General features: G+C 43.8%; 24 protein-coding genes and 1 riboswitch. Of the genes, 21 read left to right on the top strand and 3 right to left on the bottom strand.

Annotation, left to right across the window (positions count from 1 at the left end):
• Positions 1–171 precede the first annotated feature (171 nt).
• The 5 genes from AC6ESP_RS25450 (at position 172) to AC6ESP_RS25430 (ending at position 6,309) form a co-directional block, all read left to right on the top strand.
• Positions 172–1,695, top strand: coding sequence for a glycoside hydrolase family 43 protein (locus tag AC6ESP_RS25450; protein WP_497099532.1), 1,524 nt, complete (start codon positions 172–174; stop codon positions 1,693–1,695).
• 34 nt (positions 1,696–1,729) lie between these two features.
• Positions 1,730–3,247, top strand: a complete 1,518-nt coding sequence (locus AC6ESP_RS25445; RefSeq protein ID WP_497099531.1) for a glycoside hydrolase family 43 protein — start codon at positions 1,730–1,732, stop codon at positions 3,245–3,247.
• Positions 3,248–3,707: 460 nt separating this feature from the next.
• Positions 3,708–4,691 (top strand): glycoside hydrolase family 43 protein, encoded by a 984-nt coding sequence (locus AC6ESP_RS25440; protein WP_497099530.1) that lies wholly within the window; start codon positions 3,708–3,710, stop codon positions 4,689–4,691.
• Positions 4,692–4,818: 127 nt separating this feature from the next.
• Complete coding sequence (locus AC6ESP_RS25435; RefSeq protein ID WP_497099529.1) at positions 4,819–5,832, top strand: endo-1,4-beta-xylanase; 1,014 nt, start codon at positions 4,819–4,821, stop codon at positions 5,830–5,832.
• Positions 5,833–6,027: 195 nt separating this feature from the next.
• On the top strand, positions 6,028–6,309 hold the full coding sequence (locus AC6ESP_RS25430; protein WP_497099528.1) for a hypothetical protein: 282 nt from the start codon (positions 6,028–6,030) through the stop codon (positions 6,307–6,309).
• Here AC6ESP_RS25430 and AC6ESP_RS25425 read toward each other — a convergent pair.
• On the bottom strand, positions 6,278–6,532 hold the full coding sequence (locus AC6ESP_RS25425; protein WP_497099527.1) for a hypothetical protein: 255 nt from the start codon (positions 6,530–6,532) through the stop codon (positions 6,278–6,280). The genes AC6ESP_RS25430 and AC6ESP_RS25425 overlap by 32 nt on opposite strands.
• A 275-nt stretch (positions 6,533–6,807) precedes the next feature.
• Here AC6ESP_RS25425 and AC6ESP_RS25420 point away from each other — a divergent pair, with 275 nt between their 5' ends.
• The 14 genes from AC6ESP_RS25420 to thpD all read left to right on the top strand — a co-directional run bounded on the left by AC6ESP_RS25420 (position 6,808) and on the right by thpD (position 19,598).
• On the top strand, positions 6,808–9,684 hold the full coding sequence (locus tag AC6ESP_RS25420; RefSeq protein ID WP_497099526.1) for a Na+/H+ antiporter subunit A: 2,877 nt from the start codon (positions 6,808–6,810) through the stop codon (positions 9,682–9,684).
• A 2-nt stretch (positions 9,685–9,686) separates the two neighbouring features.
• Positions 9,687–10,025 carry a Na(+)/H(+) antiporter subunit C gene (locus AC6ESP_RS25415; RefSeq protein ID WP_497099525.1) on the top strand — a complete coding sequence of 113 codons (339 nt, stop codon included), beginning with the start codon at positions 9,687–9,689 and terminating at the stop codon, positions 10,023–10,025.
• Positions 10,018–11,502, top strand: a complete 1,485-nt coding sequence (locus AC6ESP_RS25410; RefSeq protein WP_497099524.1) for a Na+/H+ antiporter subunit D — start codon at positions 10,018–10,020, stop codon at positions 11,500–11,502. Before AC6ESP_RS25415 ends, AC6ESP_RS25410 begins: the two co-directional genes overlap by 8 nt.
• A gap of 5 nt (positions 11,503–11,507) precedes the next feature.
• Entirely contained in the window at positions 11,508–11,987 is a 480-nt protein-coding gene (locus AC6ESP_RS25405) for a Na+/H+ antiporter subunit E (protein ID WP_497099523.1), read from the top strand.
• Positions 11,984–12,277 (top strand): Na(+)/H(+) antiporter subunit F1, encoded by a 294-nt coding sequence (locus AC6ESP_RS25400; RefSeq protein ID WP_497099522.1) that lies wholly within the window; start codon positions 11,984–11,986, stop codon positions 12,275–12,277. Before AC6ESP_RS25405 ends, AC6ESP_RS25400 begins: the two co-directional genes overlap by 4 nt.
• The gene (gene mnhG, locus AC6ESP_RS25395) at positions 12,261–12,617 is read left to right on the top strand and encodes a monovalent cation/H(+) antiporter subunit G (protein WP_497099554.1); all 357 of its coding nucleotides are present in this window, start codon (positions 12,261–12,263) and stop codon (positions 12,615–12,617) included. The genes AC6ESP_RS25400 and mnhG overlap by 17 nt, the downstream gene beginning before the upstream one ends.
• Positions 12,618–12,754: 137 nt before the next feature.
• Positions 12,755–12,893: riboswitch (cyclic di-AMP (ydaO/yuaA leader) on the top strand.
• Positions 12,894–13,421: 528 nt separating this feature from the next.
• The gene (ehuB, locus tag AC6ESP_RS25390; protein WP_497099521.1) at positions 13,422–14,300 is read left to right on the top strand and encodes an ectoine/hydroxyectoine ABC transporter substrate-binding protein EhuB; all 879 of its coding nucleotides are present in this window, start codon (positions 13,422–13,424) and stop codon (positions 14,298–14,300) included.
• Positions 14,300–14,959, top strand: a complete 660-nt coding sequence (gene ehuC, locus AC6ESP_RS25385) for an ectoine/hydroxyectoine ABC transporter permease subunit EhuC (RefSeq protein ID WP_497099520.1) — start codon at positions 14,300–14,302, stop codon at positions 14,957–14,959. The genes ehuB and ehuC overlap by 1 nt, the downstream gene beginning before the upstream one ends.
• Complete coding sequence (gene ehuD, locus AC6ESP_RS25380; RefSeq protein WP_497099519.1) at positions 14,959–15,633, top strand: ectoine/hydroxyectoine ABC transporter permease subunit EhuD; 675 nt, start codon at positions 14,959–14,961, stop codon at positions 15,631–15,633. The genes ehuC and ehuD overlap by 1 nt, the downstream gene beginning before the upstream one ends.
• On the top strand, positions 15,630–16,472 hold the full coding sequence (ehuA, locus tag AC6ESP_RS25375) for an ectoine/hydroxyectoine ABC transporter ATP-binding protein EhuA (RefSeq protein ID WP_497099518.1): 843 nt from the start codon (positions 15,630–15,632) through the stop codon (positions 16,470–16,472). Before ehuD ends, ehuA begins: the two co-directional genes overlap by 4 nt.
• Complete coding sequence (ectA, locus tag AC6ESP_RS25370; RefSeq protein WP_497099517.1) at positions 16,469–16,993, top strand: diaminobutyrate acetyltransferase; 525 nt, start codon at positions 16,469–16,471, stop codon at positions 16,991–16,993. Before ehuA ends, ectA begins: the two co-directional genes overlap by 4 nt.
• 6 nt (positions 16,994–16,999) lie before the next feature.
• Positions 17,000–18,289: a diaminobutyrate--2-oxoglutarate transaminase gene (gene ectB / locus AC6ESP_RS25365; protein ID WP_497099516.1), complete on the top strand. Its 1,290-nt coding sequence runs from the start codon at positions 17,000–17,002 to the stop codon at positions 18,287–18,289.
• 15 nt (positions 18,290–18,304) lie between these two features.
• Entirely contained in the window at positions 18,305–18,697 is a 393-nt protein-coding gene (locus AC6ESP_RS25360; RefSeq protein ID WP_497099515.1) for an ectoine synthase, read from the top strand.
• Positions 18,698–18,719: 22 nt separating this feature from the next.
• A complete protein-coding gene (gene thpD / locus AC6ESP_RS25355; RefSeq protein WP_497099514.1) occupies positions 18,720–19,598 on the top strand; it encodes an ectoine hydroxylase in 879 nt (292 codons plus the stop codon).
• Between the two features lie 92 nt (positions 19,599–19,690).
• Here the strand turns inward: thpD and AC6ESP_RS25350 are convergent, their stop codons facing one another.
• Entirely contained in the window at positions 19,691–20,926 is a 1,236-nt protein-coding gene (locus AC6ESP_RS25350; protein ID WP_497099513.1) for a cation:proton antiporter, read from the bottom strand.
• A gap of 129 nt (positions 20,927–21,055) precedes the next feature.
• Positions 21,056–21,646, bottom strand: a complete 591-nt coding sequence (locus tag AC6ESP_RS25345; RefSeq protein WP_497099512.1) for a TetR/AcrR family transcriptional regulator — start codon at positions 21,644–21,646, stop codon at positions 21,056–21,058.
• A 148-nt stretch (positions 21,647–21,794) separates the two neighbouring features.
• Between AC6ESP_RS25345 and AC6ESP_RS25340 the strand changes: the two genes are divergently transcribed.
• Positions 21,795–22,682 (top strand): ABC transporter ATP-binding protein, encoded by an 888-nt coding sequence (locus tag AC6ESP_RS25340; RefSeq protein ID WP_497099511.1) that lies wholly within the window; start codon positions 21,795–21,797, stop codon positions 22,680–22,682.
• Positions 22,679–23,473: an ABC transporter permease subunit gene (locus AC6ESP_RS25335; protein ID WP_497099510.1), complete on the top strand. Its 795-nt coding sequence runs from the start codon at positions 22,679–22,681 to the stop codon at positions 23,471–23,473. Before AC6ESP_RS25340 ends, AC6ESP_RS25335 begins: the two co-directional genes overlap by 4 nt.
• The last annotated feature ends 90 nt before the right edge of the window (positions 23,474–23,563 follow it).

The raw sequence follows: 23,563 nt of genomic DNA, 5'->3' as shown, positions 1-23,563 counted from the left end.
TGTGTATGGAATTCATTGCTGACGTTGCAAGGGAGAGGCTTTGCAATTTGCACTTATTAATATCTATCATTTATTAGGTAAAGAACAATAATCTATAGGTTGTTGCCGTTGTCAGGTCAAGATAAACTGTTCTGATGATAGGTCAATCTATACCTTCTGAAGGAGGCAAATATGAACCAAACGACAATAACGAACCCGGTCATCTGGGCAGATATCCCGGATCCAAGTGTGATTCGCGTGGGTGCTACTTTCTATATGGTCAGTACAAGTATGCATTCGATGCCTGGTTGTCCAATTATGAAGTCAGAGAACTTAATGAATTGGGAGCTTGTCAATTACGTATATGATACGTTCGAGGATAACGACGCACATCAATTGCTGGATGGCAAAGGTATCTATGGACAAGGCTCATGGGCGGCCAGCTTGCGTTACCATAATGGTCTATTTCATGTGTGCTTTTCAAGTAATGATAGGAATCAGTTCTACGTTTACAGAACGGATGATATCGAGAAAGGCTCATGGGAACGCCACGTTATTCAAGGACTTCACCACGATCCAAGCATGCTGTTCGATGATGATGGCCGTGTATATGTCATTCACGGCAACGGCGATATTCGCATTAGGGAGCTGACGGCAGATGCAACGGCTTTGAAGCCGGACGGCCTTAATCAACTATTATTCGAGACAGATAGAGACGGTATTATGCTGCGCGGCGAAGGGTGTCATGCGTATAAAATAAAAGGCTATTACTATTTGTTCTTTATTGAGTGGCCGCACACCGGTAATAATCGTCGCAGAGTATTGTGTTATCGTTCACGAGATATTCTAGGCCCTTATGAACGCAAATTATTGCTCGATGACAATATGAACCATCGTAATAATGGCGTTGCGCAAGGAGGAATCGTCGATACCGAAGCAGGTGAGTGGTATACGGTGTTGTTCCAGGATCATGGAGCGGTTGGTCGAATTCCATACGTGCTGCCGGTTGCATGGGAGGATGAATGGCCTGTATTCGGCTATGAAGGCAAGGTGCCCAAGTCTTTCGAAGTACAGCTGCCTGAATCGACGACCAAACCTTTAGTAATTAGTGATGAATTCGAATATAGCGACAATCGTTTGGCATTGAACTGGCAGTGGAACCATAATCCGGACCCTTCACGTTGGTCTGTAACGGAGCGACCAGGCTTCCTTCGGCTTACGACGGGTCATACGGTTCAAAGCGTCGAATTTGCGCGCGACACCCTTACGCAGCGGACGGAGGGTCCGGCATGTACGGGAACGACAGTGATGGATATTACCCAGATGAAGCCGGGCGATCATGCTGGGGTAGTCGCCTTGCAGTATCTTTTTGGTACAGTAGGTATCCAGATCACAGACAATGATGAACGCTTCGTAGTGATGTGTATCAACGGGAGAGCGAATGGTGGAGACGGAGAAATTCCGGTTGAGCGCATTGCTTATGAGGGAGATCTCATTCATTTGAAGATTGATTTCCAGTTCGCGAGCAGTGAAGATATTGCCCGTTTCTATTATTCAGAGAATGGCGAGACATGGAAGACAATTGGAGAGCCTTTACACATGCAATATAAGCTGGAGCATTTCATGGGCTATCGGTTTGGACTGTTCAACTATGCTGCGAAGCAACCAGGCGGTTTTGTCGATTTCGATTACTTCCGCTATGAGCGGCATGTTTAAATAAATCGATACATGCAGAGGAGAGCGTATGTAAATGAATTATAAAAATCCGGTGATTAGCGGCTTCCACCCTGATCCTAGCGTTTGCCGTGCTGGTGAAGATTATTATCTCGTAACCAGCTCATTCGAATATTTTCCTGGCGTTCCGATCTTTCACAGCAAGGACCTTGTGAATTGGACGCAGCTTGGACATGTTCTGACTCGGCCCGAGCAGCTCGATCTTAGCCGGGCACCAAGCTCTGGCGGCATATTCGCCCCGACGATACGTGAGCATAAGGGCACATTCTATATGGTGACGACGAATGTGACGGCTGGCGGCAACTTCTATGTTCATACAGATGATCCGCATGGAGAGTGGTCTGATCCTATCTTTGTCGATCACCCTGGAATTGATCCAGATCTGTTCTTCGATGAGGATGGCACGGTCTATTTCACGTCGGCTGCTCATGGCGCTCAAGGGCCGGGTATCTATCAGAGCCGGATTGACTCTAAGACCGGTCAAAGGATATCCGATGTAATCTTCTTGTGGACAGGAACGGGCGGCCAATACCCCGAGGCACCGCATATTTATCGTATAGGGAATTGGTATTATCTAATGATCGCCGAAGGAGGAACAGAATACGGACATATGGAAACGGTGGCAAGAAGCGAGCGCCCAGATGGGCCATTCGAGAGCTGCCCATATAATCCAATTCTGACTCATCGCAGCCAGCCGAAGTCCATACATGCGACTGGGCATGCTGACCTCGTGCAAACACCTGAAGGCGATTGGTGGGCTGTCTTTCTGGGCATTCGGCCTCACGGTTATCCGAATCGCCATCATCTGGGCAGAGAAACGTTCCTTGCTCCCGTTACATGGACGGAGGATGGCTGGCCGGTCATTGGTCTGAATGGAACGGTGAACGAGACGATGCCTGCGGGCAATCTTCCATTGCAGCCGATAGCAGCCAAGCCGATTCGGGATGATTTTACGTCTTCTGAGCTTGCGTCCTATTGGAATTTTATGCGCACACCTGTTCCACAGAACTGGTCGCTTGGCGAGAAGGAGAGCTGCCTGACGCTGCGAGGCAACGCGACGACGCTTAATGAAATAGGAGCACCTGCTTTTGTGGCTAGACGGCAGCAGCATTTTGATTGTGCTGTATCCGTACAAATGGAGTTTGCACCGCAGCATGATGGTGAAGAAGCGGGGATCACAGTGTATATGAATGATCGCTTTCATTATGAGATTGCTGTATCCCGGATAGCTGGCGAGCGCAAGATTATATTCCGGAGACAATTGGGCAGCTTGTGGAAGATCGAGTACGAGGGGATATCTTATGAGGATTCGCTGATCTTATATGTGAAGGCAAACAGAGATCAGTACGGGTTTGGCTTCTCGAGCGTTGGCGAGCAGCCACTGTGGATTGGATATGGGGAGACTTCTCTGCTTGCGACGGAAGTAGCTGGCGGGTTCACAGGCGTGTTATTTGCCTTATATGCAACGGGCAATGGGGCTAGCTCCGAATCCCCGGCTCATTTTGACTGGTTCGATTATGAAGCGTCTGAATAGCCCATGATTGTTTCTTCCAATGCACCATTGGCAAATGAGTATAATTGTTGGTTTCTACAGCCATTACAAACAAGAAAATGGGAGTGATTTATAGCGATAATTGTATGCGCTCCCATTGCTTATTCTAGTTATCGCACACAGACTATCCACTATTAAAAACGCTGATCTAATAGTTGTAATTGAAGAGGGTAAGATTATTGAATCAGGAACAATACCATTTCTATTAGAGTTGGATGGAACATTCAAAAAATGTATGACATGCAGAAATTTTGTTGAACAAAGTATAGCGTTAAATGCTTGATTTCTCTCCAGCTTGTCGATCAAATGGTTAGAATGGTTCAATTCTGCATAAAATCTATAGTTTGTCGGGTTAAAATCTATATTTGAGGGGTTGTGCCCGTTATGGACAAGCCATACACTTTAACTATTCGTTCATAACTATAGGATAAGGAGAATTCAAATGACTAATAAACCAGTGCCTAACCAGCCGCTTGTCACTCATATTTATACAGCCGATCCTTCCGCGCATGTATTCGAAGGCAAAATTTATATTTATCCATCGCATGACCTCGACCACGATGGACCAAGCAATGACAATGGAGATCAATATGCAATGGAGGACTATCATGTATTGTCCATAGAAAATTTCGAATCTCCGGTCGTTGATCATGGAGAGGTTCTACATCTGAAGGATATTCCATGGGCCTCGAAGCAGCTTTGGGCACCGGATGCTGCCTATAAGAATGAAACCTACTTTTTATATTATCCGGCACGGGATCATGATGGGATTTTCAGAATTGGAGTAGCAACGGGTGCATCTCCGGCCGGGCCGTTTACCCCTGAGCCGACTTACATGGAGGGCAGCTTCAGCATCGATCCTGCAGTATTCATGGATGACGACAATCAGGCTTACATTTATTTTGGCGGTTTATGGGGTGGGCAATTGGAGAAATGGCAGACAGGCAGCTTTGAGCCTGAGGCGGCTGGGCCGGATTTGGAATCGCCAGCGCTGGGTCCACAGGTTGCGCTGCTGAGCGAGGATATGCTGTCCATCCAAGACGCTCCACAGGAAATTTCGATTGTTGACGATGCAGGGTTGCCGATTATGGCAGGTGACGAGGATCGCCGATACTTCGAAGGACCATGGGTTCATAAGCATAATGGCTGGTATTATCTTTCTTATTCAACGGGTACGACACATAAGCTGGTCTACGCTGTCAGCCGAAATCCATTGGGACCATATACCTTTAAAGGGACAATTCTAACGCCAGTTCTCGGCTGGACCACCCACCACTCCATTGTACAGTTCGAGGACAAATGGTATCTATTCTATCACGACTGCTCATTGTCTGAGGGCGTTAATCATAAGCGCAGCGTTAAATACACGAGGCTGTACTATAATGAGGATGGAACGATTCAGACCATTACATACAACGAGCTGTAATAAGGCGGGTCATCAGCTATGCATCGGCAGGTTGTTGCTAAGAGATGGAAGCGCTACACTTTTTCTTATGGAAAGCATGACGTTACTTTTAGGTTGACATCTAACAGCTAAGGAGGCAATTCAAGCGATGACAAGTTCTCATAATAATCAAATTCCCAGTCTGCATGAAGCGTTTAGTGAGCAGTTCCTTATTGGAGCGGCAGTAAATCCCCACACGCTGGTTAAACAGCGTGATTTGTTGGTCAAGCACTTTAACAGCTTGACTGCCGAGAATGAAATGAAGTTTGAGAGAGTGCATCCTGCAGAGGAGCATTATACTTTCGAAGAAGCTGATCGTCTGATCGCATTTGCCAAGGAAAACGGTATGGGAGTTAGAGGCCACACCCTTGTATGGCACAATCAGACGCCCAACTGGATGTTCGAGGATACGTCTGGGAATGCAGTTGACCGAGAAACCTTGCTGGCACGGATGAAAGACCACATCGAAACGGTAGTTAAACGTTATAAGGGGAGCATATATGCTTGGGATGTGGTGAACGAGGCGGTGTCCGACAGCGGCGTGGAATTGCTGCGATCGTCCCGATGGCTCGATATCGCTGGAGAGGATTTCATTGCAAAGGCTTTTGAATATGCGCATGCGGTGGATTCAGAGGCTATGCTGTTCTATAACGATTACAACGAGTCTATACCTGAAAAAAGAGAGAAAATATATAAGCTTGTCAAATCGCTGAAGGAGAAAGATGTACCTATTCATGGAATTGGACTACAGGCCCATTGGAATCTTGCGCATCCGACTATTGACGATATTCGACAAGCGATCGAAAGGTATGCCAGCTTGGGCTTAATGCTGCATATTACCGAAATGGATGTATCTGTTTTTGAATTTGAAGATAAGCGTACGGATTTGCTGGCGCCAACGGAAGAAATGATGGAGCGGCAAGCGGAGCGTTATCAGCAATTTTTCCAGGTGTTCAAGGAGTATAACGAGCATATTACGTCTGTGACCTTCTGGGGGGCGGCAGATGATTATACATGGTTGGATAACTTCCCGGTATATGGGAGGAAGAACTGGCCATTTATCTTTGACCAGAATCATAAGCCTAAGCAGGCTTTTAGAGACATTATTAAGTTAACACGTTAATCTATTGCATTTACGATAAGTGGAACTATATAAATGAGGATTGTTTTGAAAATGCTACCCATTGGATTTCCAATGGGTAGCATTTTTTGTTAGTCTTTCTTGGACTGTTCTCATGCTTTCCTATTGAGAATTAGCGTGTTAGAATATCTTAACATTCAGATTAATAAGAAAAATAAGGAACAGGAGGGGCGTTTAATGACTTGGATTGCTGCCCAGCCTTATTATAAGGTTCAGAGGGAAGTTAAACACTTAGAGCAAAGGACAGTCGTTGAAGAACGTGAGATGTTTCTGTTCAAGGAGAGAATTGTGACCAAACATCGGGAGTTTCATATTAGCGAGGTATTCGATATATCTTACAAACGGATGGGTGGTAACGAAGGCTTGCTCTACTTACACACTCTACAGGGTGTGTTTTCTTATATGGTATCAGCGGATCCACAGGCATTTATTCAAGCTTATAAGGAGCTGGTTCAATAGGGACAGGCTGAATGATTCTTACATATTCTCTAGGTCCAAACGGAAAAGGGCCATTGATCGTATTCGTACCATAGCGTGCAGTGTAAATGGAGTACGTGTCTTCACCAGAGATAGGGTCCCGTTCAAAAGAGTATCGTTCAACCATACGGTCATTTCCAATCCATCCGATTATAATGATGACTCCAAAGAGAATGGCTGAGATGGTAATTTTACGTGATAGCACCCGAGAATCTACTCCTTTCTTACTAAGAAGTAATTCCCAATAACGATTGGATTCATTCCTGAATTGCTGACGTTTTATCTTTTGACAAATAAGAGAAGTGAAGATATAATGTGTAAAGCAAATAAACCAATTCAATAATTGCTTTACCCGGAGGAGCCTGCCAACAGCGGGCTCTTTTTGCGTTTTTTTCCTTTTTTCGAAAAAATGATTTACTTTCATTGAAGGTTGGAAATGCTAGAAGGATGTTTCAATCATAATATTAAGGAGGATGAAAGTTGTCAGTATTACATTTCATTATTGCTTTGCCTTTTTTATTAGCGGTAGTCTGTCCATTTCTGTATAAGATTACACAGCGGATACATACCGGCTGGTTCGTTATACCTGTGCCTCTTGTTATCTTCGGCTACTTTGTTGGGCGAGTACCAGATATCCAGAAGGGAACAACAGTAACCGCAGACATACCATGGATTCCTTCTCTTGGTATTAATATCACATTGTATGTAGACGGGCTCAGCTTGCTGTTTGCACTGCTGATCTCAGGTATTGGAGCACTGGTCGTACTATATTCCATCTTTTATTTGAATAAGAGAAAAGAAGCAATCGGGCACTTTTACTTTTATCTATTGCTATTCATGGGAGCGATGCTCGGGGTTGTTCTATCCGATAACCTTATCGTATTGTACGGCTTCTGGGAGCTGACGAGTATTTCGTCCTTCCTATTAATCGCTTTCTGGAATCAAAAGAAAAAGTCGCTTTATGGCGCTTTGAAATCCATGCTTATTACTGTATTCGGCGGACTGTCCATGTTAAGCGGATTCGTATTACTGTACATCATGTCAGACACTTTCAGCATTAGAGAAATTATTGTTAATCTAGATAGCATAACAGACCATAGCTTATTTGTTCCCGCTATGCTGCTCGTTCTTCTAGGTGCTTTCACTAAATCTGCTCAGTTTCCTTTCCATATCTGGCTGCCAGATGCGATGGAGGCTCCTACACCAGTGAGTGCATACTTACATTCAGCAACGATGGTTAAGGCAGGACTATACTTAGTCGCACGGCTTAGTCCGATCTTCGCTGGAGAAGCGGGTTGGTTTTGGCTAGTATCCGCCTCAGGAATTCTAACTCTGATCTATGGCTCATATCGAGCACTGAAGCAGACGGACTTGAAATCGATGCTTGCATTCTCCACAATAAGCCAGCTAGGACTGATCATGAGCTTGCTCGGTCTTGGTTCTGCTGCAGCCATTTATTCGGGGACGGATGAGGCATTGTTCTATGTGAAAGCAACTATGGCAGGCATTTTCCATTTGATTAATCATGCGATTTTCAAAGGCGCCTTATTCATGGTTGTGGGAATCGTTGATCACGAGACGGGCACGAGAAATATTCGAAAGCTCGGAGGCTTAATGTCGGTTATGCCTGTGACGTTCTCTATCGCCCTTATCGGAACATTCTCGATGGCTGGGCTGCCGCCGTTCAATGGATTCCTGAGCAAAGAGATGTTCTTCACAGCTGTACTGAACATCATGGAAATGGATGTTCTCAATATGCAGTTCTTAGGCATCCTATTTCCGGTTATGGCCTGGGTCGCGAGTATTTTCACTTTCATCTACAGCATGCTATTGCTGCTTCGAACATTCACTGGGGAGAAGAAGTTCGACCAATTAGACAAAAAACCGCATGAAGCGCCACTAGGCATGCTTCTGCCGCCAATTGTTCTGGCATCGCTTGCTGTCGTATTTGGCTTGTTTCCTAATTTATTGTCCTACACGCTTATTGCGCCTGCCATGGCAGCGATTCACCCTACCATGCTCCTTCCAGGACAATCGTTCGAGGTAGCCATTCATTTCTGGCATGGCTGGACACTTGAAATATTTATGACCATTGGTGTTGTTGCTGTGGGAGCATTGCTCTACAGGCAGCATCAACGTTTAAAGGTGCTGAATCAGCCCCTCTTTACTACCTATAGCCTGAATCGCAGCTATGACGGTGGAATTAAGCTGCTCGATAAGGGAGCGTTCGGACTAACAAACCGCTATATGACCGGTTCCATTCGACATTATTTGATCTATATCTTTATATTCTTAATTGTTTCCATTGCTGTTACAATGGGCAGCACTACGAATATCCGGTTTGACTTCTCTGAGTTTGCACCCATGTCCGTATACGAAGCAGTTATCATAGGTGCGCTTATCGTATCTGTCATAGCTGTTCCGTTCGCCCGCAGCCGAATGATGGCCATTATATGGACCGGTTCTGCTGGATATATGGTTACCTTGTTCTTTGTGATTTTTCGTGCACCAGATCTGGCACTCACTCAGATGATTGTGGAGACTGTTTCTGTAGCGCTGTTCCTTCTCTGCTTCTATCATTTGCCTAAGCTTAAGAAAGAGCTAGGAACGCTGCGCTTTAAGCTGTCGAACTTTATTATCTCTCTTGGAGTGGGAGTCACCATGACCCTACTTGCTTTAAGTGCAAGCAGCGATCGGTCGTTCGAATCGATATCTGATTTCTTTATTAAGGAAAGCTATAACCTTGCAGGCGGCAAAAATATTGTGAATGTCATCCTGGTAGATTTCCGTGGCTTTGATACACTGCTTGAAATAACGGTGCTTGGCATTGCTTCGTATGGGATATATGCCTTAATTAGATTGAAGCTGGAGCCAGAGGAAACTACGATAGCTCCTGGCTATTGGGAGAGCGGGAGTAAGCTGCCGATTAATGGGATGAGAAGCAATGATGTTATATTGAAAACAATTGCGAAGCTGGTTATTTTCATCATATTAACCTTCTCCTTGTTCCTGTTCTTCTCTGGACATAATGAGCCTGGCGGAGGCTTCATCGGGGGGCTTTTGACAGCTGCTGCGTTTGTGCTGCTCGCAATGGCTTTCGGTATGAAAACCATTCGGGAAGTGATTCCAATCGATTTTCGTAAGGTGAGCGCAATAGGTATTCTAGTGGCTTTGTTGACTGGTATCGGTTCATTCTTGTTTGACGTGCCATTCCTCAGCCATACGTTTGGCTATCATGATCTGCCGCTGCTCGGACATAGTGAATTAGCAACAGCCATGCTGTTCGATTTGGGAGTTTATTTAACCGTAGTTGGCATTACAATGACGATTATTCTGTCGATAGGGAGGGATAAGTAAAGATGGAGCTTTATCTGTCACTTGCAATCGGCGTACTATTCACAGTCGGTGTATATTTGCTGCTGTCAAAGAGTCTGCTGCGCATCATACTTGGTACGTCGATTCTCACACATGGCGTACATTTGCTATTGCTTACGATGTCCCGTTTGAAAACAGGGGCTGCACCACTGCTAGGGGAGAAGGCGGATTCTTATGTGGACCCCCTGCCTCAGGCGCTTATTCTAACATCAATCGTAATTAGCTTCGGCGTTACATCCTTCTTCTTCGTTCTAGCTTATAAGTCGTATCAGAAGCTGGGAACTGACGATATGGAGCAGCTGAGGGGGGAGCGAGATGAATAATCTACTGGTGTTGCCTCTGCTAATCCCTTTGTTTACTGCTGCTATCCTTATTTTTTTCAAAAATAATATACAGTTGCAAAGATGGCTCAGTGTTGCCAGTATGCTCACTACTACTGCTGCAGCAGCAATCCTATTGTATCAGGTGAGAACAGATGGTATTCAGACCTTGAATATGGGAGGGTGGCTCCCGCCCTACGGCATTGTCTTCGTAGCAGATATGCTATCTGCGCTATTGGTTTTGACCACCTTGGTTGTTGCCATCTTTTGTTTGTTGTATTCTTTCGGCACGGTTGGCGAGCAGAGGGAGCGTTATTATTATTACCCTTTCTTTCAATTTCTGTTAGTTGGAGTAAATGGCTCGTTCTTAACAGGGGATCTGTTTAACCTGTTCGTCTGCTTCGAGGTCATGCTCATCTCCTCTTACGCCTTAATCGTCCTTGGAGGCACGAAGCGACAGCTGCGTGAAACTCTTAAATATATGTTGATTAATATCCTATCCTCGACCTTATTCGTTGCTGCAGTCGCTTATTTATATGGTGTTGTCGGTACACTCAATATGGCGGATCTATCGCTTAGGGTATCGGAGATGGGGCAGGATGGGGTATTGAATGTCATTGCCATTCTATTCATGATTGTCTTCTCACTAAAGGCAGGATTATTTCTATTCTATTGGCTTCCAGGATCCTATAGCGTGCCGCCGGCAGCTGTATCAGCCCTTTTCGGTGCCTTGTTAACGAAAGTTGGGATCTATGCGCTGCTTCGAACCTTTACTCTCATTTTCTACCATGAGCCAGGTGTAACCCACAGCTGGCTGGCATGGATGGCCGCGGGCACAATGATTCTAGGCGCATTAGGTGCGATTGCCTATTCTAACGTACAGAAGATACTCAATTATAATGTGATTCTGTCAGTAGGCTTCATCGTTTTTGGATTAGCAGTAGCATCTGATGAAAGCGTGAATGGTGTTGTGTTTTATCTGCTGCATGATATGATCGCCAAAGCGCTATTGTTTATATTGGGAGGCTTCATCGTTCAAGCAGCTGGAACGAGTGAGCTGAAGGAAATGGGAGGAATGATCAAGCGTCATCCGGCAATTGGGTGGATGTTCTTGATCACTGCGCTTTCAGTTGCAGGCATTCCGCCGTTAAGCGGATTTACAGGTAAGCTGCTTATCATACAAGGAGGATTGCAAGAGGAGTATTTCTGGTTAACAGCAGCCTCCTTGGCTTCAAGCTTCGTCGTGCTCTATTCGTTAGTTCGTTTATTCATGAATGCTTTCTGGGGAGAAGAGCAGGCACAGCTGAACCAGAATCCTCCTTGGACAATTTCGAGAGGGAAGCTTGTAATGACGACTGTCTTGTGCTTCATCATGATTATAATGGGACTTGGCTCGGAGTGGGTGTATCAGTTCGTTTCGGAGGCTGGATATACGTTAATGAATCCGGAAAATTACATTGAAGCCGTGCTGAAGGAGTAGATGAGATGGCTCTGCAACTTTTATTAAACCTGATCATTGCCTTCGTCTGGATGTTCTTATACAATGATTGGTCGACTCCAAGGTTTACGATCGGATACTTGATTGGAATCTTATGTATCGGACTGCTTAGCCGCTTCTGGCCTCATGAGTTTTATATGAAGCGCCTCTGGGCCGTTATTAAATTGCTTGTATTGTTTGTAAAAGAGCTGTTTATCTCCAGCTTCGTAGTCCTGCTCCAAATCATTCGACCGCAGCTTTCGATACGCCCAGGCATATTCGCGTACAAGACGGAGCTGAAGTCAGATTGGGAAATTACGCTATTGTCCTGCCTAATCTGCTTGACTCCAGGCACATTAACATTAGATGTATCTCGTGACGGTGAGACACTCTATATTCACGCCATGGATATCGAAGATGCGGACGAAATCTCAGCGCAAATTAAAGGCACATTTGAAAAAGCGATTATGGGGGTGACGAGACTGTGATGTCGAATCTACTGCTTTTATCCTTAGCTATATTGGCGCTCTCAATCATAGGCTGCATGTATAGGCTGCTTAAGGGACCGTCGATCTCCGATCGTATTGCCGCCCTTGACTTAATTGGTGTTCTATTGCTAGCAATGATTGCGATCATAAGCATGCTGCTTCGAACCATTGCTTATTTTGACATTATACTCGTAATAGGCATTCTGACCTTCATAGGCACGACCGCCTTTGCCAGATATATTGAGAGAGGAGAGGTCATTGACAGTGGGGATCATGGAACAGACGGGTGAGATTCTTATTGGAATTGTGGTGTTAGTGGGGGCTCTAATAAGCGCAGTGAGCGCTTTTGGTCTGGTTAGGCTGCCGGATGTCTATCTACGCTCACATGCTGCAACCAAGAGTGCAACACTTGGCGTGCTTTTTATTTTGTGTGGAGCTTTCTTATATTTTTCCTTTTACTTAGAGCATGTAAGCGCCAAGCTACTGCTTGGAATTGTGTTTGTATTTATCACCTCACCAGTAGCCGGTCATTTGAACGGAAGGGCAGCCTACCGATCTGGCATACCGCTCTGGAATAAGAGTGTGCAGGATGACTGGGCACGAGATCTGAAGCAAGAGGAGAAACAATAAGAAATACACAGCCGCCACAAGAAGACTAAGGTTCGATTGTGGCGTGTTTCTGTTAGGAAATCACTAATTATGGAAAAAGCGGTTTAGCTCTTATTATGTATTACGCTGGTTTGACAGATTATTAGATTCACTATAGTATAAAGAATACGCTTAGTTTTCGACTATAAGTTGAAAAGCGGGGGAACCAGTTAATTGGGGCGAGTCATTCCAGTGGAATGTAGGATACCATCTATCCGAGTCCGACAGCTAACCTCGTCAGCAGGGATGGGTCTGTCTTCCTTTTCTTACTACAAGACCCTAATAGGGTCTTTTTCTATGTGTAGGTCCCTCTGCGACAGGAGCTGATTACCGTCTCCCGAAGTAGGTGGGCCTTTTTATTTGCTCTGGATTCTCTCCATCATGAATATGGTGATAATGCTTATGGAATCAATAAAAACAGTTAAAAGATGAGCTGAATTGGCTCGTCTATTTGTCGTTTTTCAGCGATTTATGACAATATATCTTCATATTTCAGTATTTAAATGATATAAATCAGTATTATCTTTTATTATCTTTAATTTGCTTAATAGGAAGCGATTTATCTGGGAAACGCATAGGGGAGTATCAGGGAGGAATTGGTAGGAAAAAGCTGGATGGGGCAGGTCAACTTCCCTCATCCCTGCTTAGAGTAGGAGAGCCACTGAGAGAGTCGTTTATCAGGGGTGATCGTATTTGGATAATTATGTTACGCTTATTCTCGTGTTCTAATCGAATCGAAGGGAGTACGAGGAAATGAGGAATTATATTCACGCTGGACTTTGCCTGATGTTGTTTAGCATCCTTCTATTGGGGTGCGGCAGCAATGAGGGGACTGCTAATCAAGGAGGGGCTGAAGTCAATCAGTCAGAAAGCACACCCTCTGAAACGACATTAGCCAAAGCTCAACGGGAAGGCTTCATAACAGTTGGATTTGCCAACGAACAACCTTATGCCTATGCAACACCTGACGGGAAATTAACGGGGGAAGCAGTAGAGATATCTCGCAAAGTGTTATCCAATCTCGGGATTGAACAAATGGACGGTGTACTCACTGAGTTTGGCTCACTTATACCAGGCTTGAAAGCTGAACGATTTGATTTAATCACTGCTGGAATGTTCATTACTAAGGAACGCGCTGAGCAGGTATCCTTCGCCAATCCCGAATATAGTATCGGTGAAGCTATTGCAGTAAAACAAGGGAACCCGATGGATCTTCACAGCTATGAGGATATTAAAGCCAATTCAAAAGTAAAAATAGCGGTTATGGTTGGTGCCATTGAAGCAGAGTATTTGAAAAGTGTAGGAGTTATGGAATCGCAAATTGTGATGGTACCCGATCAGCCTTCTGCTATTTCTTCCTTACAATCAGGACGTGTTGATGCGATCACGATGACAGGACCCTCCCTACAGGCTATGCTGGAGTCCGCAAAGGATCCGTCAATAGAACGAGTAATGGATTTCGAACAACCAGTCATTGATGGCAAGAGTGTTAGGGGCTATGGTGCAGCAGTTTTTCGGAAAGGTGATGACGAATTCCGAGAAGCATTCAACTCAGAATTGAAAAAGCTTCAGGAATCTGGTGAATTGCTTGAAATTCTGCAAACATTCGGATTCACAGAGCAAGAGCTTCCAGGAGAAATAACGACGGAAGAGCTGTTGAAGTAATGGATTTGTTATCGCTCGATTTATTACCTCCCTTGTTTAAGGGACTAAAGATAACACTTCTCTTAACGGTGTATAGCATTGCTGTTGCACTGTGCCTAGCTTTTCTAACTGGACTTGCTCGGCTATCACATTCACGACTCATGCGAGGAATTGCAGCAGGTTACGTTGAGATATTTCGAGGGACATCGCTTCTTGTGCAGCTCTTCTGGATGTACTTTGCATTACCAATGCTACTTGATATTCACTTGTCAGCCATGACCGCTGCTGTTATTGCATTAGGGTTGAACTATGGAGCTTATGGTTCTGAAGTGGTAAGAAGCTCCATTCTAGCCGTTCCTAAAGGGCAAGTTGAAGCCTCTATTGCATTAAACTTAACGCCTTATCAGCGGATGAGAAGCATCATTCTACCTCAAGCTTGGGTAATGATGCTGCCGGGGTTCGGAAATCTGCAGATTGAATTGTTAAAAGGCACGTCGCTTGTGTATTTGATAACGCTATCAGATTTAACGTACCAGGGTATGATGCTGCGCTCGTATGATATCTCTCAGACATCTGCCATTTTCATCTGGCTCCTCGTATTTTACTTCGTAACGTCTTATGTGTTAACGCTGATTATTCGTATAGCAGAACGCAGAGCCGTCGCAGGGAGGGGGATTTGATGTGGAGTTGGGAATATACATGGTCGATACTACCCAAGCTTTTGGAAGTTATTCCGATAACTTTAGCCGCTACGTTCGCTGGATTTCTTATAGCCTGCATACTGGGAATACCTATAGCGCTGGCTAAGCGCTCCAAGAGAAAATGGATCGTATTGCCTGTTGGAGTCATGGCTGAATTTATTCGCAGTACACCGCTAATCATCCAATTATTCGTTTTGGTTTTTGTACTGCCTCAGAGCTTCGGAATAACGTTAACACCTTTTGTGGCAGGTATTGTTGGACTTGGCATTCATTACAGCACATATCTGGCAGAAGTCTATAGATCCGGAATCGAATCCGTTCCACGCGGACAATGGGAAGCAGCAAGAGCTCTGAACTTTAGCGGCAGGACTACTTGGTTTAGAATTGTGTTCCCACAATCCATTCCACCAACTATTCCAGTCATGGGCAACTATCTAATCGTCATGTTCAAGGAAACGCCAACCTTGTCAGCGATTACAGTGATAGAACTATTAATGACGGCCAAAGAAATTGGTTCTGCTTCTTTCAAATATCTTGAAGCACTAACCCTGGTAGGCTTAATATTTTTCGCTCTTAGTTATCCCTCTGCTGTACTCGTCCGAGCATTAGAGCGTCGAATGAAACAAAAAGAGAGGAGAGGACTGGCTAGATGAGTCAGAATATTGCGTCAACTAATCCTAAACCCATCGTAAGTTACAGGAAAGTAACCAAATCATTCGGCGATCATATTGTTCTTAATGAATTGGATCTGGATATTCAGCCTGGTGAGGTTATAGCGCTAATTGGGCCAAGCGGCTCAGGCAAAACGACAATAGCTCGGCTGTTGATGACATTAGAAAAGCCTTCTTCAGGTACGATTGAGGTTAATGGTGAAATGCTGTGGCATATGGAGAAGAAAGGGAAATGGGTTGCAGCCAATGAAAAGCATCTACATCGTGTGCGCAGTCGGATAGGGATGGTCTTTCAGCATTTCAACCTGTTTCCCCATATGACCATTCTGCGCAATGTGATGGAAGCCCTTATTCAAGTTCAGAAGATTCCAAAAGTCAGGGCTGAGCAACAAGCATTGGATATATTGAGTCGGGTAGGCTTGCAAGATCACATTATGCATTATCCTGCACAGTTGTCAGGAGGACAAAAACAACGAGTAGCCATTGCGAGGGCACTTGTCATGCAGCCTCAGATCATGTTATTCGATGAAGTGACATCTGCATTAGATCCAGAGTTAGTAGAGGAAGTACTTGAGGTTATAAAAGGAATAGCAGCAGGAGGAGACATGGCAATGATGCTGATTACGCATGAAATGGATTTTGCAAAGGATATAGCCGACCGCGTCTTATTCACGGATGGAGGCAAAATTGTCGAGCAAGGGACACCTGAGCAAATATTTGAGTCTCCGCAGAGTCCACGCCTGCAGACCTTCTTGACCCGGTTCCTGAAAGGCCGTCCGGATAATGGAGCAAATAATCAAGTTGCAGCTGGCGCCAAATGAGAGAAGCCTCTATAGATGCACCTCTGGTTATTCGTTCTCCAAACCGCTTGGATGGCTCACAAATGTGGGAATTGGTTAGAGATAGTGGGAAGCTGGACTTGAATTCATCCTATTTCTACGTAGCTATGAGCCACTGGTTCTCAGATAGCTGTAAGATTGCGATTAATCCCGAGAATGATAGTCTGATTGGCATGGTCATTGGTTTTCGATTGCCCTCTGATACTGAAACGCTATTTGTCTGGCAAATTGCAGTGAATGAGCGATATAGAGGACAGGGTATTGCAATGAAGCTATTAGAGGAAGTAGCGGTCAACTCAGAAATTCGTTATATGGAAGCTACCATTGCTCCGTCCAATCTTTCTTCTAAACGTCTATTTGCCAAATGGTCTGCAGCCAAGCAGACCCCAATGATTGTATCCGACGGATTCGGGTTGGATTGCTTCCCTAATCAGCAGCATGAACTAGAGAATCTCTATCGGATCGGACCCTTTAAGTGGAAGAAAAGGATCAAGGAGGAGTGAAAATATATGAATAATACAGATGAGTTAAAGGTTTTTAAACAGTTGGAGTCGGAGGTTAGAAGCTACAGCCGCTCTTTTCCCACAAAGTTTCACAAAGCTTCCGGATATCTACTGTGGAATATGGAAGGCAAGTCTTATATTGATTTTTTTTCAGGTGCAGGAGCATTAAACTATGGGCATAATCATCCGATTATGAAGGCTAAGCTGATTGACTATTTAATGGATGATGGTATCATACACAGCTTGGATATGGCTACTGAGGCAAAAGAGCAATTCTTGACAAAGTTTCATGATGTCATTCTAAAACCAAGAAATATGGATTATAAAATCATGTTTCCAGGACCGACAGGAACGAATGCCGTGGAAAGCGCATTGAAGCTTGCCCGAAAGGCTACTGGACGGCAAACCGTTATGAGCTTCACAAATGCTTTTCATGGCATGACATTAGGGGCGCTTGCTGTTACGGGCAATAAATTCAAAAGAGGCGGTGCTGGTGTCCCCCTACACCATTCAGTATCTATGCCTTATGACGGCTATATGGGTAAGGATACCAATACATTGGAGTTCATTGAGAACTTTTTGAAAGACAGCGGAAGCGGGATATCGCTGCCTGCAGCAGTGATTGTTGAGACCCTTCAGGGGGAAGGAGGCATAAATGTCGCCAGTACAGAGTGGTTGATCAGACTGGAGAAATTATGCAAACAATATGGAATGCTGCTTATTGTGGACGATGTGCAGATGGGCTGTGGAAGAACGGGACCATTCTTCAGCTTTGAACGAGGTGGATTGTCACCAGATATTATATGTTTGTCCAAGTCCATTGGCGGCTACGGGCTTCCAATGGCACTTACTCTAATGAAGCCAGAGCTCGATCTGTTTGGTCCTGGTGAGCACAACGGGACGTTCCGTGGCAATAATGCTGCTTTTATAACGGCTGCAGAAGCACTGAATTACTGGAGGACTCCTCAATTTTCTGCGGAGATCGCAACAAAGTCTGCCTTAGTACAACATACATTAGAGGCAATCGTTCAACGATTCCCTGAATTAAAAGGCGAAAGAAGAGGGATCGGCTTAATGCAGGGTATTGCTTTCGAGCCTGGCATTGCTGAGAGAATATCCATGCTTGCTTTTGAGCGAGGACTAATTCTGGAAACCTCAGGAACCGATAGTGAGGTCATTAAACTGATGCCGCCACTTACGATAGACGAGGAAGGCTTGAATTTAGGGCTCCATCTATTAAATGAATGTATCCAAGAGATAGCAGCTGAGCAAAAAGCGCCTATAGCCCAGCTATAAAAGGAGAGAATTGGCATGATAGTGAGGTACTTGGAGGAACGGATCGGAAGCATTCATGATGTGGATACTCCCACTTGGAACAGCCGAAGGTTGTTGTTAAAAGAGGATGGTGTTGGTTTTTCTTTACACGATACACGAATTAAAGCAGGGACAGAGACGATGATTTGGTATAAGCACCATATTGAAGCAGTCTATTGCATTGAGGGAGAAGGCGAAATCGAGTTAATGGAAACGAAGGAAAAGTTCCCGATTCGCGAGGGGATGTTATATGTACTTAATGGTCATGAAAAGCATTTGCTGCGCGGAACAACGGAAATGAGAATGGTATGCGTATTTAATCCGCCTTGTACAGGGCAAGAGGTCCATGATGAAGAAGGGGCATATGCGGACTCTTCCCAAACCATCTGAATAAAAAAGGAGTTTTGTTGATATGACTACAAATCAAGTATTGGATGATTACCCTACTCGCAAGTATGCCACTCCTAGGCTATTAGAGCGCAAAGATCCTGTCGTGCACAATACAGTGCTCGATCAGAATGAAATTGGTCTAGCAGAGCTTGCTTCTTACGAGGAAAACGGATATCTATTCCTTGAGAATTTCTTCAGTGAGGAAGAAGTGACACAGTTCCAATTGGAAATGAAACAGCTGCTGATAGATAGTCGCGGCTCCACAAATCCCGAGGTGATTCTTGAGCCAGAGAGCGATGAAGTAAGATCCATATTTGCTGTACATGAGATAAATGGTTCTTTTAGGGAGCTGGCAACATCTCCTCGATTATTGGCTATTATTGAACAAATTTTAGGCAGTGACGTCTATGTCCATCAGTCCAGAATTAATTTCAAACCGGGATTCAAAGGAAAAGAGTTCTACTGGCATTCTGACTTTGAGACTTGGCATGCTGAGGATGGTATGCCGCGCATGAGAGCTCTCAGTTGTTCCATAGCACTTGAAGATAATCTACTATACAATGGAGCGTTAATGGTCATTCCTGGATCTCATCGATTGTTTGTTAGCTGCACAGGAGAAACACCGGATGATCATTATAAGGACTCGCTCAGACGACAAGAGTACGGGGTACCGGATGAAGAGAGCTTAACGAAGCTCGTTGACCAAGGTGGAATACAAATGCCAATTGGCAAAGCTGGCTCTGTATTGTTATTTGATTGTAATCTGATGCATGGCTCCAGTGGGAACATCTCCCCTTATCCGCGAAGCAATGCATTCTATGTATTCAACAGTGTAGAGAATAGGCTTCAAGATCCCTATTCAACAAGTAAGCCAAGACCAGGCTTTATCGCTACTCGCTAACAGCTGAATAATAGAAATATATAAGGAAAAGAGCAAGTTGCGTATGAACCAGCAACTTGCTCTTTACGCATCGTATCGACTACGGATTCATTTTATACTTTCGCTTTTTCTTTTTCTCCACTTAATTTCAATTTGATCACAAGAGGTTTGATGGTTAGTCCTTGAACAAGCAGTGAAAAGAGCACAACACTAAAGGTCAGAACGAGGACATCATCTCTTCCTTCAAAGGATTGCGGCAAGCTTAATGCTAGTGCGATAGATAGGCTTCCCTTCAAACCACCCCAATTCAGCACAGCCTTCCACGAACCAGGAAAGTTGCGGATTCTGAGCATGCTGACGTATAAAGCAATAGTACGACTAATAAGCACGATTAGAATTGCACCAATGATATATCCCCATTTCCCGCTAAAATCAATGTTTTTAATTTCCAGTCCAATCATCAGGAAGATTAACGAGTTCGCAATTAGAGTAACAACATCCCAGAATGAATTAATGTTCGTCTGAGTTGTTTCTGACATGCCAATCTTAGCACCATAGCTTCCAAAGATAAGCCCTCCCACGACTACAGCGATTACACCTGATACATGGAAATGCTCTGCTATGAAATAGCTGCCAAAGAACAATAGCATAGAGAAGCCGATCTCAAGAGGATAATCATCATAAAAACGTATAATTTGTGAAAAAATATAGCCTAAGACAGCCCCAATTAGCATACCCCCTATAACAAATTTAAGGAATAACCATAGACCGCTTCCAACACCAGCCCAGCCCATTTCCATGTAAGTTAAAAGATAGACAGAAGAGATTTGAAACAAAACAACAGCGATTCCATCATTGAATAAAGATTCTCCTTCAATAATCGTGACCATAGATTTGGGTACTCCTAGTGATTTGAAGATGGAAATAACGCTAATCGGATCAGTAGCACTCATCAAAGCTGCAAATGTAAAAGCTATCGGCAAAGGTAAGTTGAGCAAATAGTAACAGGATACTGCAATAATGATAAAAGAGAGGAAGGTTCCTCCAAAAGCTAATGCGAGCACCGGTTTTCTTTGTTCTTTTAGATGAGAAAATGGCAGCTTCAGTGCAGCATCACCCAAAAGAATCGGTAGGAACAAAGAGATTATAACTGCTTGAAAGACATGAGATTGCGTGATATAAACCTCTGCTTCCTCAAGAAATGGGATTTGTGTTATACCTAACACAAGGCCTACGATAACCAAAGCAATAGAGTAAGGCTGATTGATTTTTTTAGCAATAGCGATGACGAACATCGACAAAGCCAACAAAATTAACAGTTGAATAAATGTTTCATTAAAAAGATGCATGCTGTTCTACTCCCCCTGAGACTATTTATAAGACTCCACCAAAATTTTCCTATGTATATCATTATAATTGGCCTTTTCATATTAAGTAAAGATTGATTAGTTCAACCGGTCTATCCCTAATATATAAAATCAATCTACTTGTCGGTTCAATAATCCATAAAAGAATAATCGGGTCAGTTCCTCGATGGTCTGAGGATTCTGAACACTTTGCTTGAACAGATTAGTAAGCTTCATTTCCTTAATCAGATTAAAGTACAGAAAGATGGTATCTGTAGAGATATCTTTGTCGATATAGCCTTGAGTCTTTCCGTGCTCAATAAATTGTATAAGCTCAGGTACGGCCTCAGCATAGATTTGTTCAACGAGTTCTCTCCACTCCGGGTCATCTGAGAGCAACTGCTGCATAATAGTGCTGTTTAATTTCTCTGTCCATAGAATGGAATCGAACATCATCCTCCGTATCTTTTCGGGGAAGGACAGATCGCTTCGCATTAGTTCAATCTGTCTTGCCCATTCCTCTTCTAAGAAGGAAGATAATACTTTCCTCACCAGCTCGTCCTTAGTGCCAAAATAATTATAGATCGTGACAGGGGATACCTTGGCACTCTTCGCGATTTCTGCAAGACTGACTTTATCCACTCCATAAGTGGAGAATAGTTCAAAGGAAGCTTGGATAATTGACTTTTTCTTTTTTTCTGTACGCTGTTGATAGCCATCCATAACATTCACCTCTCATTTAGCATACACAATGATTTGAATGAATACAATGGGATATATTCAAAACATTATTGCCAATAGAGTGTATATGCATTAATATGAATAATATAGGTGTAATTCATTCATTTCAATCATATAAGGAGGGTGGATAATGATTCAATTACAAGGATTAACGAAGATATTTAACAACGGGAGAGGCATATTTGATCTCAGTTTTGAGATAGAGAAAGGCGAGGTTTTTGGTTTTCTAGGACCGAACGGGGCTGGAAAGTCGACTACGATTAGACATCTAATGGGCTTTATAAAAGCCAATTCAGGGAAAGCATTCATTAATGGATTGGATTGCTGGAGCAAGAGTGCGGAGATTCAGCGCGATATGGGCTATTTGCCAGGTGAGATTGCTTTCCCGGATGGAATGAATGGCAAGCAATTCTTGAATCTGCTTGCGGGTATGAGAGGAATGAAGGATAGCCATTATCAGAATCAATTGATTGAGAGACTTCAATTCGATGTGAATACACCGATTCGAAAAATGTCTAAGGGGATGAAGCAGAAGGTAGGGATCGTAGCTGCCTTTATGCATGAACCATCTATTCTTATACTGGATGAGCCGACCTCTGGTCTTGATCCACTTATGCAGAGTATTTTTGTTGAAATTGTTCAAGAAGCTAAGCTGCAAGGTAAGACAATAATGATGTCCTCTCATAGCTTTGATGAAATTAATCGTACTTGCAGCCGAGCAGGTATTATAAAAGACGGGAAGCTGATTGCGGTTGAGGATATTAACAAGCTGCAATCGATGCAGCGGAAAATATTCGATATCACACTTCATTCTATGAATGATATTGAGATCATCAGACGCTCAGGTCTCACTATAATGAAAGAGGAAGGGCTGAGAATTCAGGTTGCTCTGCAAGGGGATTATGATCATTTTATCCAGAGCTTAGCGAATTGCCGAATTAGCAATATTGATATTCGTGTGCAAACTCTTGAAGAGAAGTTTATGCATTATTATGACAGGGAGGTGGTGAGTAAATGAATGGCGTGCTCTTCCGATCTGCTTTTCGAAGAATGTACCGATTGTTTGCTATTTTCCTAGCTCTTATCTTGTTCTATATCATTGTTATCATGGGAATGTATACGAAAAGTCTTGAGAGTGACCCATTCGCAATGCTTCCAGAAGGAATGCGAAATGCACTTGGTTTTAATGAAGGGATAAATGGGCTTACCGGATTTGTGGCAACCAGTTTCTATGGGTCTACCTTCGTTATATTTATGATGATCCTGTGCGTCTTGGCAGCAAATCAGCTAATGGCACAATACATCGATCGAGGTTCTATGGCTTATCTGCTGTCGACTCCTATATCCCGGCGTAAAATTGCGATAACACAAGCGACAATGCTAGTGACTGGACTTCTGATTATGATGATTGTTACAACGATTACCGGCTTAATCCTGGCTCCATTCATAGTGGAGGCAACTGACTTCAGCAAATCTGCATTCTTACAGATCAATATTGCTGGTTTTTTGCTATTTTTTGTTATAAGCGGCTACTCCTTTTTATTATCTTCCGTATTCAATGATGCTAAACACGCGCTAGCTGCTTCAGGTATTGTTTCAGTGATATTCTTCATGATTCAACTTGTGGGCAATATGCAGGATAATCTGAAGTGGTTAGATTATTTGACTATCCTTTCCTTGTTCCAACCAGGAGAAATAGCTGCAGGGACGGCTAGTGTACTGTTGAATTTTATTATTATGGCAATAGCGGGCATGCTCCTGTATGGTACGGCAGTATATGTGTTTGTACGCAGGGACCTGCCATTATAAAGGAAGCTTATTCGCAAAGGTCGCACTTTTGTCATCTAACGTCAAATTTTCTTTCGTTAAGCAATTTATTTCTCTATCTTCTACACAGAC

This window comes from Paenibacillus xinjiangensis (assembly GCF_059686975.1).
This window is presented reverse-complemented; position numbering and strand designations above follow the sequence as displayed.